At 72.0% G+C, this 17761-nt stretch carries 6 protein-coding genes; all 6 read left to right on the forward strand.

Annotation, left to right across the window (positions count from 1 at the left end):
• Positions 1–8: 8 nt before the first annotated feature.
• The 6 genes from ACM6LU_RS13300 (at position 9) to ACM6LU_RS13325 (ending at position 17537) form a co-directional block, all read left to right on the forward strand.
• On the forward strand, positions 9–5354 hold the full coding sequence (locus tag ACM6LU_RS13300) for an SDR family NAD(P)-dependent oxidoreductase (RefSeq protein WP_414937925.1): 5346 nt from the start codon (positions 9–11) through the stop codon (positions 5352–5354).
• Between the two features lie 238 nt (positions 5355–5592).
• Positions 5593–8634 (forward strand): non-ribosomal peptide synthetase, encoded by a 3042-nt coding sequence (locus ACM6LU_RS13305; protein ID WP_414937926.1) that lies wholly within the window; start codon positions 5593–5595, stop codon positions 8632–8634.
• On the forward strand, positions 8631–14063 hold the full coding sequence (locus tag ACM6LU_RS13310; RefSeq protein WP_414937927.1) for an amino acid adenylation domain-containing protein: 5433 nt from the start codon (positions 8631–8633) through the stop codon (positions 14061–14063). Before ACM6LU_RS13305 ends, ACM6LU_RS13310 begins: the two co-directional genes overlap by 4 nt.
• Entirely contained in the window at positions 14060–15331 is a 1272-nt protein-coding gene (locus tag ACM6LU_RS13315; RefSeq protein WP_414937928.1) for an ATP-grasp domain-containing protein, read from the forward strand. The genes ACM6LU_RS13310 and ACM6LU_RS13315 overlap by 4 nt, the downstream gene beginning before the upstream one ends.
• Positions 15328–16605, forward strand: a complete 1278-nt coding sequence (locus ACM6LU_RS13320; RefSeq protein WP_414937929.1) for an ATP-grasp domain-containing protein — start codon at positions 15328–15330, stop codon at positions 16603–16605. The genes ACM6LU_RS13315 and ACM6LU_RS13320 overlap by 4 nt, the downstream gene beginning before the upstream one ends.
• A complete protein-coding gene (locus tag ACM6LU_RS13325) occupies positions 16602–17537 on the forward strand; it encodes a TauD/TfdA family dioxygenase (protein WP_414937930.1) in 936 nt (311 codons plus the stop codon). The genes ACM6LU_RS13320 and ACM6LU_RS13325 overlap by 4 nt, the downstream gene beginning before the upstream one ends.
• Positions 17538–17761 lie beyond the last annotated feature (224 nt).

The raw sequence follows: 17761 nt of genomic DNA on the forward strand, positions 1-17761 counted from the left end.
GCACCACCTTGACCCACCTCCCCGAAACCGGCACCGGCGATCCCGGAGCCGAACCGATCGCGATCGTCGGACTGGACGTGCGCGTGCCCGGCGCGCGTGACGCGCGGCAGTTCTGGCGCAACCTCGTCGACGGCGTCGAGTCGATCGTGCCCGCCACCCGCGAGGAGATGATCGCCCGCGGCGCCGAACCGGCCACTGTGGACGATCCGAGCTGGGTGAACGCCACCACCGTGGTCGACGGCTTCGACGAGTTCGACGCCGAGCTGTTCGGCATGACCAGCCGCGAGGCCGAAATCACCGACCCGCAACATCGCCTGTTCCTCCAGTCGTGCCATGCCGCGCTGACCGACGCCGGCTACGACCCGGCCCGCTTCACCGGCGCGATCGGCGTCTACGGCGGGTCCGGGGGCACCGGCTACCTGACGGAGAACCTGCTGCGCAACGAGCGGATCCTCGCCTCGCAGCACGGCGGCATCGGCATGTCGACCGGCAACCAGCCGAGCTACCTGACGACCTCGGTGTCGTACAAGCTCGACCTGCGCGGCCCGAGCCTCGCGGTGTTCACCGCCTGCTCGACGTCCCTGGTCGCGGTGCACCTGGCCTGCGAGGCGCTGCGCAACGGCGAGTGCGACATGGCGCTGGCCGGCGGGGTCAATGTGGAGATGCCGCACGGCATCGGTTACCTGGGCGTCGACGGCTTCACCTCGCCGGACGGCCACGTGCGCGCGTTCGACGCCGGAGCCAACGGCACGGTCTGGAGCAGCGGCGCCGGGGTCGTGCTGGTGAAGCGGCTGTCGCAGGCGATCGAGGACGGCGACCACATCCGGGGCGTCGTGCTGGGCAACGCGATCAACAACGACGGCGCCACCAAGGTCGGCTTCTCCGCGCCCAGCGTGTCCGGGCAGACGGAGGCTGTCGCGCAGGCCGTCGGCATGGCCGGTGTCGACCCACGCACCATCGGCTACGTCGAGGCGCACGGCACCGGCACCGCGCTGGGCGACCCGATGGAGATCACCGCACTGTCCACTGTGTACGGGAACGGGGTCGCGGACACCGGCTGGTGCGCGATCGGCTCGGTGAAGTCCAACATCGGCCACCTGTCGCAGGCGGCAGGTGTGGTCTCGCTGATCAAGGCCGTGCTCGTCATGGAGCACGGGCTGATCCCGCCGACCATCAACTACCACGAACCCAACCCGGGTATCGACTTCCCGGCGAGCCCGTTCTACCCGGCGCGCGGAGTGACGAAGTGGGAGGCGGGCCCGGTGCCGCGGCGGGCGGGCGTCAGTTCGTTCGGCGTCGGCGGCACCAACGCGCACGTCGTGCTGGAGGAGGCGCCGGTCCTCGAGCGGTGCCGGGCGCCGCACCCGGCGCACCTGCTGCGGGTGTCGGCCAACACCGCGGCAGCGCTCTCGGCCACGGTCGACCTGCTGGCCGAGCGGCTGGCCGGGGACGTCGACCTCGACCTCGCCGACGTCGCCCACACCCTGGCCGCCGGGCGCACCGAGTACCCGCACCGCGCGGTCGTCGTCGCCCGTGACTCCGAGGACGCTGTCGACGGGCTGCGGGACTCCAGGCGCCTCGTGTCCGCGCAGGCCGGGGAGGTGAACGTGGCGTTCCTCTTCCCCGGCCAGGGTTCGCAATACGCCGGGATGGGCGCCGAGCTGTACGAGGCCGAGCCGGTGTTCGCCGCGGCCGTCGACGAGTGCCTGCGGCTGCTCGAACCCGAGCTGCCGGAGTTGCGCGACCTGATCTTCCGGCCCGGAGACGAGCAGGCGCTGCGGGAAACCCGCGTGACCCAGCCCGCGCTGTTCGTCGTCGAGTACGCGCTGGCGAAGCTGTGGCAGAGCTGGGGCGTGCGGCCGGCGGCGATGATCGGCCACTCGGTCGGCGAGTACGTCGCCGCCACCGTCGCCGGGGTCTTCACCCTGCCGGACGCGCTGAACCTGGTCGCCACGCGCGGCCGCCTGATGCAGTCGATGCCCGCCGGGGCGATGCTCGCCGTCCAGCTCGACGAGGAGAGCGTCACCACGCGGCTGCCGGGCACTCTCGCGGTCTCTGGAGTCAACGGACCCGGCACGTGCGTCGTGGCCGGGCCGCCGGACGCGGTCGCGGACTTCGCGGCGACGCTCAAGGCCAGCGGCGTGCAGTGCCGCGAGCTGGTGACCTCGCACGCGTTCCACTCGCCGATGATGGACCCGGTACTCGCCGAGTTCACCGCGGCCGTCACCGCGGTCGTCCGCACCGCGCCCGCGCTGCCGTTCCTGTCGAACGTCACCGGCGATTGGATCGCCGACGCCCAGGCCACCGATCCCGCCTACTGGGCCTCCCACCTGCGTCAGGCCGTCCGGTTCGGTGACTGTGTCAAAAATCTGTTCGCCCGCGGCGGCCGCTGGGCGCTCGTCGAATGCGGCCCGGGTCATCAGCTGGCCGGGCTGGCCCGCGGTCAGGTCCCGAAGGGCATGCCCGCGCCGCAGCCGAGCCTGCCGGGCCGTACCGAGCGCATCGGCGACGTCGAAACACTGTATGGCGCCGCCGGTCTCTTGTGGACGAACGGGGTTTCGCTGGAGCCGCGGACGTTCGGCGCGCCCGGCCACCGGGCCCCGCTGCCCGGCTATCCGTACGCGCGCACGCGGTACTGGGTCGATCCGGACCCGGTCACGGCCGCCCGGCCCACGCGGCCGAGCGGTCCGCTGCCCCTGTCCGAGTGGTTCGCGGTCCCGGCGTGGCGGCAGGCGGAACCGGACTTGAGACGCGAAGCCATCGCGAACGCGCTCGTCTTCGCCGCCGACGACGTCCTGTCCGGCCTGCTGCGCGACGCGGGTGTGGCGGTCACCGAGGTGCGTCCCGGCGACGGGTTCGCCGCGACGGCGACCGGATTCACCGTCCGGCCCGGGGTGCGCGAGGACTACGACGCGCTCGTGGCCGCGCTGCCCGCCCGGCCCGAGCGGGTCGTGCACGCCTGGACGCTGGCCGGGGACGAGCGCGGCATGGCCGCACAGGACCGCGGGTTCTTCAGCCTGCTCAACCTCGTCCAGGCCTGGGGCGAGCCGGTGCGGATCGACGTGGTGAGCACCGGCACCGCCGACGTCACCGGCACCGACCTGACCCGCCCCGAGCACGCGACCATCTCCGGCATCGCCAGGGTGGTGCCGCTGGAGATCGCGGGCACGGTGGTGCGCCGGATCGACGTTATCGACGCTGACGCGGCTCGCCTCGAGGACGCCGTCGCCGAGCTGTTCCGCCCGGCTGACGCGGCGGCCGAGGTCGCGCTGCGCGCCGGCCGTCGCTGGGTGCTGGACCACACCCAGATCGAACTGCCCTCGGCCGCCGAGCCGGCGCTGCGGGCCGGTGGCCGGTACCTGATCACGGGCGGGACCGGCGGCATCGGCATCACGCTCGCCGAGGACCTCGCCCGCCGGGTGCGGGCGAAGCTCGTGCTGCTCGCCCGCGTCGGCTTGCCGCCGCGGGCGGAGTGGGACGCGCACCTCGCCGCGCACGGCGGCACCGACCGGGCCGGGCGCGCGATGCTCGCCGTGCGGCGGATGGAGGCCGCGGGCGCGGTGGTGCACGTCGTCGCCGCCGACGTCACCGACGCGGCACGGCTGCGCGAGGTCCGTGAGCTGGCCGAGCGCGAGTTCGGCGGCCTCGACGGGATCGTGCACGCCGCCGGGATGCCCGGCGGCGGCGTCGCCGAGGTGAAGGAGCGGGCCGCGGCCGAAGCGGTGCTGGCCCCGAAGATCGCCGGGACGCTGGCTTTGGCCGAGGCGTTCGCCGACCTGCCGATGGACTTCGTCGCGCTGTGCTCGTCGATCACCGCGGTGATCGGCGGCATCGGGCAGGTCGACTACTGCGCCGCCAACAACTTCCTCGACGCCTACGCGCGGGGCCGCCACGGCTGGCGGGCGCGGCTGGTCTCGCATGCCTGGGGTGGCTGGGACGAGGTCGGCATGGCCGCGGAGGTGGCCGCGCCGACCACGATCCGTACCGCCCGGTCGCGGGCGCTCGGCCCGGTCGAGCACCCCGTGCTCACCACGCGTACCGAGGACGGCGCGCACGGGCTCGTCTCGGCGCCCACCCACTGGCTGCTCGACGAGCACCGGATCGCCGGGGTGCCGGTGGTGCCGGGAACGGGACACCTGGAGACCGTCCGCGCGGCGGTGGCCGCGGCGCTGCCGAAGCCCGGTGACGGGCACGTCGTCGAGCTGCGGGACGTCGCGTTCCTGGAGCCGTTCGGCGTCCCGGACGGCGCCACCGCGGAGTACCGCGTGGAGTTCGACGGCGACGACTTCACCGTGACCAGCCATATCGCCGGCGCGAGCCGGACCCACGTGCGCGGATCGGCCGGGTGGGTCGCGGCCGGGTCGGCGTCCACTGTGGACATCGAGGCGGTGACCGGGCGGACCGAGCCGATCGACGACGGGCACGGCTTCGGCACCGGCCGCACCAGCATGGTCACCTTCGGCCCGCGTTGGGCGGCGCTGCGCGAACACCGCATCGGCGCACAGGAGGAGCTGGCCACGATCATGGCTCCCGAGGCGGCGGCGGGTGACGCCGGCGCTTGGGGACTGCACCCGGCACTGCTGGACGTCGCGACCGCGTTCGGCCGCGGCCGGGGGAGCGGCACCTATCTGCCGATGAGCTACGGCCGGGTCGTCGTGCACGACGCGCTCCCGGCGAGTTTCCGCAGCCACCTGCGCTACCGCGACTCCGGCGGCGACCAGGTGGTGGCGGCCGACCTTTCGTTGTGTGACGAGACCGGCCGCGTGTTCGTCACGATCGAGGACTTCGTGCTGCGCCAGGTCGATCAGGACGCCGTCGGCGGCGGCCTGGCTCCGGCGTCCACAGTGTCCGCAATGTCCACAGTGGACAACGTGAAGACGTCGACCGGGATCCGCCCGGTGGACGGGGCCGAGGCGTTCGTCCGAGCGCTGGCCCCCGGCCTCGGCGGGCAGGTGGTGATCAGCACGCTCCCGGTGCGGGAGCTGATCGAGCGCCGGGTCAGCGCCGAGGAGCTGGACGAACCCGGCGAAGCGCAGGTGAAGGTGTCGAAGGACGACTACGTCGCCCCGCGCACCGACCTGGAGGCCGAGATCGCCCGCCAGTGGACCGAGCTACTCGGCGTGGAGAGGATCGGCGTGCACGACGACTTCTTCGCACTCGGCGGCAACTCGCTGGTCGCCATCCAGCTCATCGCACAGGTGCGCAAGGCCACCGGCACGCGGCTGGCGATGAAGACGCTGTTCGAAGCGTCCACAGTGGCCACTCTGGTCGAGCGGATCGAGGAGCTGCGCGCCGGCAAGGCCGAGGCGCCCGCCGAACCGGCCCGGACCACCATCCCGAAGCTCGAGCGCTGAGACCGTTGGCGGATTCGGGCCGGGTGAGCCAAGACCCGGTTCGGCATGTCGCGAAAGCCACTTTCGCGACACCTGACGTCCCGAAAGTGGCTTTCGCGACATGCTCGCCACTCGCGGCCACCCCTCACCCACGCCAACCGCCACGACGACACCATCTGCCACTCCGCACACCAGCCAGGCCGGCAGCCGAGACCCCGTCGGGTCTTGAATTCGCCAACAGACACGGAGAACACGAAACATGAGCGACACGAAGGAATGGACGTTCCCGGCCTCGTTCGGGCAGGAGCGGATCTGGCTGTCCGGCCAGCTCGACCCGGCGTCCCCGGTGTACAACCTGCACTGCCAGGCCCGGCTGGACCGCCCGCTGACCGGGGCGCAGTGGCGCACCGCGCTCGGCGTCATCGTCGGGCGGCACGAGGCGCTGCGCACGTCGTTCCGCATGGACGGCGGCGCGCTCGTGCAAGTGGTGCACGCCGAGGTGCCGATCGAGCCCGAGGTGCACGACCTGCGGGACCTGCCCGCCGACGCCCGTGGTGACCGGCTCGCCGAACTCGTCGGTGCTGTTTCGCGCGAGGCCATCCCGCTCGACTCGCCGCCGCCGTGGCGGGCCCAGGTGTGCCGCATGGCCGACGACGAGTGGGTGCTCACGTTCGTCGTGCACCACACCGTGTTCGACGCCGGCTCGGTGCTGGTGCTGGGGGCCGAGCTGGGCGAAGCGTGCGACGCCGTGTTCGAGGGCCGCGAGCCGAAGCTGCCCGAGCTGGCCATCCAGTACCCGGACTACTCGGCCTGGCAGCGCGGGCAGCTCGAAACGTCGCGCGAACAGCTGGACTACTGGCGGACACAGCTCGCCGGGTTGCCGCCGGTGCACGGCCTGCCCACTGACCGGCCGCGGCCGACGGAGCTGACGTTCGCCGGTGACCAGGTGGACTTCGCCCTCCCGGACGGGCTGATCGACCGGGTCGGCGAGTTGGGCCGGGAGCTGTCGGCGTCGCCGTTCATGGTGCTGCTGGCCGGTTACGCGGCACTGCTGTCGCGACTGTCCCGAGTGGACGACATCGTCGTCGGCGTCCCGGTCGCCGGCCGCGACCTGCCCGAGCTGGCCGACCTGATCGGCATGTTCGTCAATCAGACGGCCGTGCGCGTCGACTGTTCGGGCGCACCCGCGTTCACCCAGCTGGTCGGCCGGGTCCGGACCACGCTGCTGGAGGCGATCGACCACAGCCAGGTGCCGTTCCAGGCGGTCGCCGAGATGGCCGGGGCCGAGCGCGACCCCGGCGTGCAGACGCTGTATCAGCTCGGGTTCAACTTCCTGCCCGACTCGGGGCTGGAACCGATCCGCTCCGCCACCGCGAAAGACGACATCGCGATCGACCTGACCGCCGTGGACGGCAGGCTCGTCTACCGCACCGACCTGTTCGACCGCGAGACCGCCGAAGCCGTGGCCGAGCGGTACCTGCGGCTGCTCGCCGCGGCGCTGGCCGACCCGGCTCAGTCGATCGCGGACCTGCCGCTGCTGTCGGACGCCGAGCGAGAGCTGGTCCTGACCGGGTGGAACACAGTGTCCACAGTGTCCAGTTCGGACGCGATGACCGTGCCCGCCCGGTTCGAGGCCCAGGTGCGGCGGACCCCGGACGCGCCGGCCGTCGACTTCGGCGGGGTTCGCCTGACGTACGCGGAGTTGAACGCGCGAGCCAACCGCGTCGCACACCGGCTGCGCGAGCTGGGCGCCGGTCCCGGCACCGTCGTCGGCGTGTGTGTGCCGAACTCGGCGGACCTGCTGACCGGCGTGCTCGGGGTGCTGAAGAGCGGCGCGGCCTACGTCCCGCTCGACCCGGCCAACCCGGCCCCGCGGCAAGCGCTGATCCTCGCGGACGCGGGTGTCCCGTTCGTACTGGTCACCGGGGAGTCCACACTGGACACCAGGACGCTGGCCCTTGACGACACGGGCGAGTGGTCCGCCGCGGCCACCGAAGACCCCGAACCGGCGGCAGGGCCGGGCGACGTCGCCTATGTGATCTACACGTCGGGCTCGACCGGGAGGCCCAAAGGTGTCGAGGTCGAGCACCGGGCCGTCGACACGTACCTGGCCTGGGCGCGTGAGGCGTACCCCGGCCTGGCCGGACGGGCGTTGCTGCACACGTCGCCGTCGTTCGACCTCACCGTGACGACGCTGCTCGGCAGCCTCACCGCCGGGGGCGCGGTGGTCGACGGCGGCCACCCGACGTTCGTCAAGGTGACCCCGACGCACCTCGCCGTCCTCGCCGAGGAGCTGTTCCCGACGGGTGAGCTGGTGCTCGGCGGCGAAGCCCTTACCGCCGAGACCGTTCAGCCGTGGCGGGAACGGCACCCCGGCACGCTCGTCGTCAACGAGTACGGCCCGACCGAGGCCACGGTCGGCTGCGTCGTGCACCGGATCGAACCCGGGGACGAGCTGCCGTCCGGACCCGTCCCGATCGGCCGTCCGGTGCCCGGCACCCGCGTGTACGTCCTCGACGAGCGGCGGCGGCCGGTGCCGCCGGGCGTCCCGGGCGAGCTGTACGTCGGCGGGTCGCAGCTCGCCCGCGGCTATCTCGGGCTGCCGGACCTGACCGCCGGCAAATTCACCGAGGGTCCGTCCGGCCGGATGTACGCGACCGGCGACCTCGCCCGCTGGCGCCGCGACGGCACGCTCGACTACCTCGGCCGCACTGACGAGCAGGTGAAGCTGCGCGGCTACCGCATCGAGCCCGGCGAGGTCGAAGGGGCGCTGCGCGAGCTGCCGGAGGTGCGGGACGCGGCCGTGGCGGTGCGCGGCGACACGCTCGTCGGCTATGTCGTCGGCAGCACCGAGGGGGCGGCCGAGGCCCTGCGGAAGACGTTGCCGGAATACCTGGTGCCGACCCGGTTCGTGACGCTCGACGCGCTGCCGATGGCGGCCAGCGGCAAGCTCGACCGGGCCGCGCTGCCGGATCCCGAACCCGGCGAGGCACCGGCGTACGTCGCACCCCGGACCGCGGCCGAAGAACTCGTCGCCGAGGTGCTCGGCGACCTGCTCGGCGTCGGCGACCTCGGCGCGCACGACGACTTCTTCGCCCGTGGCGGCAACTCGCTGCTGGCGATCCGCGCGATGGCCCGGATCCGCAAGCAGGTCGAAGTCGACATCCCGGTGCGGGGGCTGTTCTCTCTCACCACCGTCGCCGGGCTCGCCGCCGAGATCGAGCGGCGGCTCGGCGAGGACCTCGACCAGCTCAGCGACGAAGAGGTCCAGCGCCAGCTGGCCGAAGGGGAGCACTCGTGACCACGATCGACGAAACCAGCGGAGCGGCCGCGCGCCGCGCCCTGCTCGAACGGCGGCTGCGGCGGCGCACGGAGCAGGCCGCGACCATCACGCCGCGCCCCGGCGACGCCCTCGTCCCGCTGTCCTACCAGCAGGAACGCGTCTGGTTCATGGAGCAGTTCGCGCCGGGCACCGGGTCCTACCACATCCCGGTGCCGATCCGGTTGACCGGCAGGCTCGACGTCGCCGCGCTCCAGTCCGCTTTGGACAGTTTGCCGGAGCGGCACGAGGCGCTGCGGATGCGGTTCCCGGCAGGGGACGACGGGCAGCCGACCGTCCACATCGAACCATCGGTCACGGTCGGATTGTCCATTGTGGAGGCCGGAAGCGAGGAAGCTGCCCGTGTCGCCGTCGACGCCGCCGCGGCCGAGACGTTCGACCTGGCCACGGGCCCACTGCTGCGGGCGACCCTGGCCAGGGTGTCCGACGAGGAGCACCTGCTTGTCCTGTGCACGCACCACATCGTGGGCGACGGCTGGTCGGTCGACCTGCTGCTGCGTGACCTCGCCGCGCGGTACCACGCCCTGAGCACCGGCGGCACGGCCGAGCTGCCCACGCTGAGCATCGGGTACGGCGACTTCGCGCACTGGCAGCGCCGCACACTCACCGGTGGCGAACTCGACCGGCAGCTGGAGCACTGGCGGGCGCAGCTCACCGGGGTCGAGCCACTGGAACTGCCCACCGACCGGCCCCGGCCCGCCAAACAGAGCTTCGACGGCGCGATCCACGAATTCTTCGTCGAGCGCGACCTCACCCGGTCCCTCGGCGAGCTGAGCCGCGGGCACGGCGTCACGCTTTTCATGACCCTGCTGGCCGCCTACCAGGTGCTGCTGGCGCGGTACTCGGGCCAGGAGGACTTCGCGATCGGCTCGTCGTCGGCCGGGCGCGGCCTGCCCGAGCTGGAAGGCGTGGCAGGCATGTTCATCAACATGCTGCCCCTGCGTGCCCAGCTGGCGGGCGACCCGACGTTCGCCGAACTGCTCGAACGCACCCGGCGGCACGTGCTGGACGCGTTCGACCACGCCGACGTTCCGTTCGAGCGGCTGGTGAACGCGCTCGGCGTGCCCCGTGACGTCAGCCGCTCGCCGGTGTTCCAGGCCATGTTCGTGCTGCAGAACTACGAGATGGGCCGGATGGGCGCGGCCGGGGAGTCCGATGTGGACTTCCGCTGGCTGCCGATGGATCTGCCCGCGACCCGGTTCGACTTCGAGTTCCACGCGATCGAGGTCGAACGCGGGCTGATCGGCAAGTTCGTGCACAACACCGCGTTGTTCACCGCGGACACGGTCGCCGGGATGGCCGGGCGGCTGGTCACGCTGCTGCGCTCGATCGTCGCCGACCCGGACCGGCGGCTGTCCGAACTGGACATCCTCGACGCCGGGCAGCGCGAACTCGTCCTGGAGCGCTGGAACGCCACGACGGCCGAGTTCCCGCAGACCACGCTGCACGCGCTCGTCGCGGAGCAGGCCGCCCGGACGCCGGACGCGCCCGCGGTGACCTTCCGCGGCGCTTCGCTGACCTACCGCGAGCTGGATGAGCGGGCCAACCGGCTCGCGCACCGGCTGCGTGGCCTCGGCGTCGGGCCGGGCGTGCTCACCGGGGTGTTCGCGCAGCGGTCGTTCGAGCTGGTCGTCGCGCTCCTCGGCGTGCTGAAAGCCGGTGGCGCGTACGTCCCGCTCGACCCGGAGTACCCGGCCGACCGGCTGGCGTTCATGCTGCGGGACGCGGCCGCGCCCGTCGTGGTGACGCAGGCGGCGTCGCGTGAAACGCTGCCGCCGGGTGACGCGACCGTCGTCGTCCTGGACGACCCTGCCGAGACGGCCGGGCAGCCGGGAACCCCGCCCGAGCCGCTCGCCGGACCGGACGACCCGGCTTACGTCATCTACACCTCGGGCTCGACCGGCAGGCCGAAAGGCGTGCCCAACGGTCACCGCGGCATCGTCAACCGGCTCGACTGGATGCAGCGCGCGTACCGTCTCGACGGCACCGATTCGGTGCTGCAGAAGACCCCGGCCGGTTTCGACGTGTCGGTCTGGGAGTTCTTCTGGCCGCTGAGCACCGGCGCGCGGCTCGTGCTCGCCGAACCCGGCGGCCACAAGGACGCCGCGTATCTGCGTGAGCTGCTCGCGTCCGAAGGCATCACCACCGCGCACTTCGTGCCGTCGATGCTCACGCTGTTCCTGGCCGAACAAGGCGTCGAGACCTGCACGGCGCTGCGGCGGGTCGTGTGCAGCGGTGAGGAGCTGCCGCTCGACGCCGCCCGCGAGTTCACCCGGCGACTGCCGCACTGCGAGCTGCACAACCTCTACGGCCCGACCGAAGCCGCCATCGACGTCACCGCCTGGCACTGCACGCCCGCCGCGCTCGCCGAGGTCGCGTCGGTGCCGATCGGGGCGCCGATCCAGAACATCCGGATCTACGTCCTCGACCGTGCCGGGCGGCCATGCCCGGTCGGCGTGCCCGGCGAACTGCACATCGCCGGCGTCGGCCTCGCCATGGGCTACCACGACCGCCCGGAGCTGACGGCCGAGCGGTTCGTGCCCGACCCGTTCCGCGATGGCCGGATGTACCGCACCGGCGACCTCGCGCACTGGCGCCCGGACGGGACGATCACGTTCCTCGGCCGGATCGACGACCAGGTCAAGCTGCGCGGCCTGCGCATCGAGCTGGGGGAGATCGAGACGACCTTGCGCGCCCAGCCGGGGGTGCGCGACGCCGCCGTGATCGTCCGCGAGGACACGCCGGGGGACAAGCGGCTGGTCGGGTACGTCGTCGGCGACGCCGACCCCGGCGCGCTGCGGACGGTGCTTAAGCAGAGCCTCCCGGACTACATGGTGCCACCGTCGTTCGTCCCGCTCGACGAGCTGCCGCTCACCCCGAACGGCAAGCTCGACCGCAAGGCGCTGCCCGCTCCGGTCGCGTCCCGTGACACGACCAAGGAGCTGGTCGAGCCGTCGAACCCGGCCGAGATCCTGCTGGCCGGGATCTGGCGGGACGTGCTCAAAGTGGACGAACTGGGCGTCGACGACGACTTCTTCGACCTGGGTGGCCACTCGATGCTGGCCACCCAGGTGGTGGCGCGGATCGCCAAGGCGGGCACCGGCCAGGTCGGCGTCATGGACCTGTTCCAGCACCGCACGATCCGCGAGCTGGCGTCCTTCATGGACGGTGACACCACCGACCGGCCGCGCCACCTGCTGTACGAGCTGACCAAGCCGACGACACAGCGGACGCTGACCTACGTCTGCTTTCCCTACGGCGGTGGCAGCGCGATCGTCTACCAGCCGCTGGCCGACGCGCTCCCGGAGGGCCACTCGCTCTACTCGGTCGCCATCCCCGGCCACGACGTCGGACTGTCCGAAGAGGCCCTGCCCTTCGACGACCTGGTCGAGCGGCTGGCCGACGAGATCCTCGACCGCGTCGACGGCCCGCTGGCCATCTACGGCCACTGCGGTGTCGGCAACGCACTCGCCGTCGGCGTCGCCCGGCTGCTCGAAGAGCGCGGCCGCGAGCTGGAGGTCGTCTACATCGGCGCGATCTTCCCGTTCGCCCGCATGAAGGGCGCGGTGGGCACGCTGCGCACCCGGCTGGAGAAGCTGCGCAGCAACCGGTACTACTCGAACTGGCTCAAGGGCATGGGCGTCGACACCGACGACCTCGACCCGGCGCAGGCCGATCGGATCATCACGAACATGCGCGCCGACAGCCGCGCCGCCGAGGAGTACTTCAGCGGCCTGCTCGACGCCCGCGTGGCCAAGCTGCGCGCGCCGATCGTGTCGGTGGTCGGCTCCGAGGACCCGGTCACCGACTACTACGCCGAGCGGTACCGGGAATGGGAGTTCCTCACCGACACCACCGCGCTCGTGGTACTCGACCGGGCCGGGCACTTCTTCCTGCGCTACCGGGCCGAAGAACTCGCGGAGATCGTCACGCGCGTGCACCCGGCACTGGACGATCCCGGCGAGCTCGACGTCCGGGCCCGCGGCGACGACGCGGCCTGGGCGGTGCACGAGACCCATCGGGCGGACGTGGACGAGAAATCCACGGTGCGGCCGAGTATGGCCCGGTTCGTCACGATCACGGTCGGGCAGCTGGTGTCCTCGACCGGTTCGGCGCTGACGTCGTTCGCGGTGCCGATCTGGCTCTACACCCGCACGGGCTCGGTCGCCGACCTCGGCCTGCTGTGGGCGCTAGCGCTGATGTTCGGCGTGCTCGTCCTGCCGGTGGCAGGCGCGCTGGTCGACCGCGGCGACCGGCGGCGGATCATGATCGCGGCCAGCGGCACCGCCGGCGGGATCCAGCTGGTACTGGCGTTGCTGCTGATCACCGGGCACGTCCAGCTGTGGCTGTTCTACGTGCTCATCCCGCTCGGATCGGTGGCCGCGTCATTCCAGCGCATCGCCTATCAGTCGTCGGTGGCGCAGCTGGTGCCGAAGCAGTATCTCGGTCACGCGATGGGCCTCGCGCAGCTGTCCACCGGTTTCGCCCAGCTGCTGATGCCGGTGCTCGCGGCCGGGCTGCTGGCGACGATCCAGCTGTCCGGCATCCTGATCCTGGACATGGTGAGCTACGCGTTCGCGATCGTGGGCCTGCTGTTGGTGCGGTTCCCGGATCTGCTGGGCTGGCGCCCGCGCGAACCGCTGCTGACGGCGATCGCGGGCGGGCTGCGGTACTCGTGGAACCACCGCGGCTTCCGCACGATGCTGCTGTACTTCGCGCTGGCGAACGTCTTCCTCGCCCCCGCGCTGCTCCTGGTCTCGCCGCTCGTGCTGTCGTTCGGCTCGGTCACCGACGTCGCGCAGGTGGCGCTGGCCGAGGCCGTCGGCGCGGTGGCCGGCGGGATCGGGATGGCGCTGTGGGGTGGCCCGCGGCACCGGCGGATGGTCGGCGTGCTCGTCGGCAACATCGGGATCGCGCTCGGCAGCCTGGTGATGGGCCTGCGTCCGTCGCTGGTCGTCGTCGCGGCCGGGGTGTTCGTCCTTGCCGCCGCGATGTCCGTTTCGCAGGGAATCTACGCGACGCTGGTGCAGGTCAAGGTGCCGCAACGGTTCCACGGCCGGGTGTTCGCGATCAACCAGACGATCACATGGTCGACGCTGCCGATCGGGTTCGCCGTGCTGGCACCGCTGGCCGTCGGCTGGTTCTCGCCGCTGCTGGCGCCGGGCGGGGCACTGGCCGGGTCGGCGGGGGCCGTGCTCGGCACCGGCGAGACCCGGGGCATCGGGCTCGCCTATGTCGTCTTCGCGCTGATCCTGCTGCTGATCAACGTGGGCGGGTTCTCGCTGCGGCTGCTGCGCCGGTTCGACACCGAGGTGCCCGATTCGTTGCCCGACGACCTGGTAGGGGCGCAGGAACGGGAGCGCAAGCTCGCCGGGAAGGAGGCCGCATGAGTACGGCAGTGCTGGTCAGGGAGGCCCGCGGGCACTGGGTCGGCGAGGTCGCGCCGTCGATGCGGGCGGCCGGGCACCGCGTGGTGCTGCTCGCCCCGCCGATGGACGAGGCCGAGCGGGCCGCGCTGGCCGGCGTGGTGGACGACGTCGTCGCGCTCGACGACGTCCACGACCCGGAAGCCGTTTCGGCGAAGGTCCGGGAGATCGCAGGCGGCGCGTTGGCCGGCATCTTCACCGGCTCGGACGGCGCCATCGCGAGCACCGCCCGCGCCGCGGAGCTGCTCGGGGTGGCGCGCTGCCCGGCGTCGGTGTTCGCCTTGTGCGCGAACAAGTTCGCTGTCCGGGAGGCGCTCGCCGCGGCCGGGCTGCCCGGGCCCGCTCACGCCCTGATCTCGTCGGCCGCCGAGGCGGCGTCGGTGGCTTCGGCGGTCGGGCTCCCGGCGATCGTCAAGCCGGTCAACGGGGCGGGCAGCAACCTCGTCCGCACCGTGTCCACCGTGGACGAACTGGCGGCCGCGTACGAGCTGCTGGCCGTGCGACTGCCCGAGTCCGCGGATCCACGCTACCACCGTCCACTGGGGACACTGGACCCTTCGTCGACGTTCCTCGTCGAAGGGTTCCTGCGCGGCCCGGAGTACGCGGTGGACGTGCTGGTCCGCGATCGCGTGGCCGAGCCGGTCGAGATCCTCGACAAGCCGCTGATCGACGAGCGGAAGTTCGAGCTGGCGCTGTCGTGCCCGCCCGCCGGGCTCACCGCAGACCGGGCCGAGCTGGTCACCGCGGCGGCGGTCGCCGCCGTCCGCGCGCTGGGTCTCGACAACACCTGCGCCCACGTCGAGCTGATCGACGACGTCGACCGCGGCCCGACGATCGTCGAGGTCAACGCGGGCAGGCCTGCCGGGTCGATCATGCCGCTGCTGACGAAGCTGCGCACCGGCATCGACGTGTTCGCCGAACTGGCGGCACTCGCGGTGGGCGCCCCGCCGCCGGTGCGGGAACCCGCGAAACTCCCGATCCCGCTGGGCATGCTGATCCTCTACGCGGCCGGTTCGGGCCGGTTGACGAAGATCGGCGGGCTCGACGAGATCGCCGAGCTGCCCGAGGTGATCGACGTCGTCACCACCGTCTCGCCGGGGCAGGTGCTCAGCGACGAACAGGAGACCTACGCGGTCAACCTCGTCGTGGCCGGGTTCGCCGATCACGACGACCTCGCCGCCCTGCACGCGGAGGCGAGCAAGCTCGTCCGGCTGGACCTGGAGGAAGTGTGAACACCGCGTTCGTGGTCCGGGAGACCGCAGGACAGTGGATCGCCGACGTCGTGGCCGCCGTGCGTGCGACCGGATTGGGGGCCGAGCTGGTCACCCAGCCCCTGGAACCGGCCGAGCAGGCACAGCTGACGGAACTGGTGGACGGCTTCGTTTTCGTCGACGACGTCCGCGACGCCGGAGCCGTTGCCGAGGCGATCCGGGCGCGGACCGCGCGTCCGGCCGGGGTGATGACCGCCGCCGAGGGGATCATCGCGAGCGTCGCCCGTGCGGCCGAGCTGCTCGGCGTGGCGCGCTGCCCGGCGTCGGTGTTCACCGTGACGCACAACAAGTTCGCGGTCCGGCAGGTGCTGGCCGCGGCCGGGTTGCCGGGGCCGCGCTGCGCGCTGATCCCGTCGGCTGCCGAGGCGGCGTCGGTGGCTTCGGCGGTCGGGCTCCCGGCGATCGTCAAGCCGGTGAACGGCGCGGCGAGCAATCTCGTGCGTACGGTGTCCACTGTGGACGAACTGGCGGCCGCGTACCGGCTGCTGGCCGAGCGGTTGCCGCTGTCGGAGGACGCCCGGTACCACCGGCTCGTCGGTGGCGGACCGTCGCCGATCGACCCGGTGAAGGTGTTCCTCGTGGAAAGCCTGCTGCGTGGGCCGGAGTACGCGGTCGACGTCCTGGTGCGCGACGGCGTCGCGGAGCCGGTGGCAGTGGTGGAGAAGCCACTGATCGACGAGCGCAAGTTCGAGCTGGGCATGGTCTGCCCGCCGCTCGAACTGTCCGAAGAGGGCACCGAGCGGCTGTTCGCGGCGGCGACGGCTGCCGCTCTCGCGCTGGGCCTGGACAACACCTGCGCGCACGTGGAGCTGATCGACGACGCCGAGCTGGGGCCGACGATCGTCGAGGTGAACGCGGGCCGCCCGGCCGGCGGCGCCCAGCCGGTGTTGCTGAAGCTCGCGACCGGCATCGATGTCATCGCCGAGGCCGTGTCGCTGGCACTGGGCACGCCACCGCCCGCGCGAGGTGCGGGCCTGCCGGTGCCGGTGGGCTACCTGATCTTCTACGCCGAGGGCGCCGGGCGGCTGGTCCGCGTCGACGGCGTCGACGAGGTCGCCGATCTGCCCGAGGTCCTGGAGGTCGTCACGATCGTGCGTCCCGGCCAACTGCTCACCGACGACCAGGAGATCTACGCGGTGAACGTGCTCGCCGCGGGGTTCGCCGACACCGAAGACCTCGCCGCGCTGCACGCCGAGGCCGCCAAGCTGATCCGATTCGAACTGGAGGAGTCATGACCGCCGAACTCGCGGCGAACCTCGGCCTCGTCGAGGGCAACGAACACACGAAGCTCACCGTGTACGCGGCCACGGGCCTGGACTGGGTGCGCGCGCACCGCGAAGCGCTGCAGGACCGGCTACGCGAGCACGGCGCGATCCTGCTGCGCGGGATGCCGGCCGACCTGGCGGTGTTCAACCAGGTCACCGAGGAGATCGGCGGCTCGCTGCTGACGTACACGGAACGGTCGACGCCGCGGTCGGCGGTCTCGGGCAACATCTACACCTCGACGGAGTACCCGCCTGCCGAGTCGATCCCGATGCACAACGAGAACTCGTACTCGGCGCACTGGCCCGCCCGCCTGTTCTTCCTGTGCGACACGGCGGCCGAAACCGGCGGCGCGACGCCGATCGCCGACAGCCGCGCGGTGCACCGCCTGCTGCCGGCGGACCTGCGTGAGCGGTTCGCGGGCGGCGTCACCTACACACGGGCGTTCCGGGAAGGCCTCGGGCTGACCTGGCAGGAGGCGTTCCAGACCGACGACCGCCAGGTGGTGGCGGACTACTGCACCAGCAACGGGCAGACCTACGAATGGACCGACGACGGCCTGCGCACGCGGCACCTGCGTCCGTCGTTTGTCGCGGAACCGCACACCGGCGCGATGGTGTGGTTCAACCAGGCCAACCTGTTCCACGTCTCGAGCCTGGGGGAGGAGGTCAGTGAGGCGCTGCTGGAGCTGTACCCCGAGGAGGACCTGCCGCGCAACGCGTACTTCGCCGACGGCTCGCCGATCCCACAGGCGGACCTGGCCACGATCAAGGCGACCTACGACAAGGTCAGCTACGCGTTCCCGTGGCAGCCGGGCGACATCATGGTGATCAACAACATGCTGATGGCCCACGGGCGCGAGCCGTTCACGGGCAAGCGGAGGACCCTGGTCGCGATGACGTGACAGTTCTGGTCGACAGGCGCACCGGCGCGATCCAGAGCGAGCGCCCGGAGCCGGGTGAAGGTGGCCATTGCGGACGCGTCAGCAAATCGGTGGGAGCCTAGTGCTGTGTCCATGAACGTTGGCCGGGTTGGCGACACGCCGGTCGGCGTTCGTGGCGGGTGATCGTCGGGGCGTCAGTCTGGGTGGATGGCAAAACCAGTTCGGGCGCGTCGTTTGACCGATCA

It is taken from the genome of Amycolatopsis sp. cmx-11-51, assembly GCF_047608665.1.
Classification (GTDB): Bacteria; Actinomycetota; Actinomycetes; order Mycobacteriales; family Pseudonocardiaceae; genus Amycolatopsis.

Coding starts and splice junctions, on each gene's coding strand:
- ACM6LU_RS13305 (WP_414937926.1), top strand. CDS start 5,593: ATGAGCGACACGAAGGAATGGACGTTCCCGGCCTCGTTCGGGCAGGAG.
- ACM6LU_RS13315 (WP_414937928.1), top strand. CDS start 14,060: ATGAGTACGGCAGTGCTGGTCAGGGAGGCCCGCGGGCACTGGGTCGGC.
- ACM6LU_RS13325 (WP_414937930.1), top strand. CDS start 16,602: ATGACCGCCGAACTCGCGGCGAACCTCGGCCTCGTCGAGGGCAACGAA.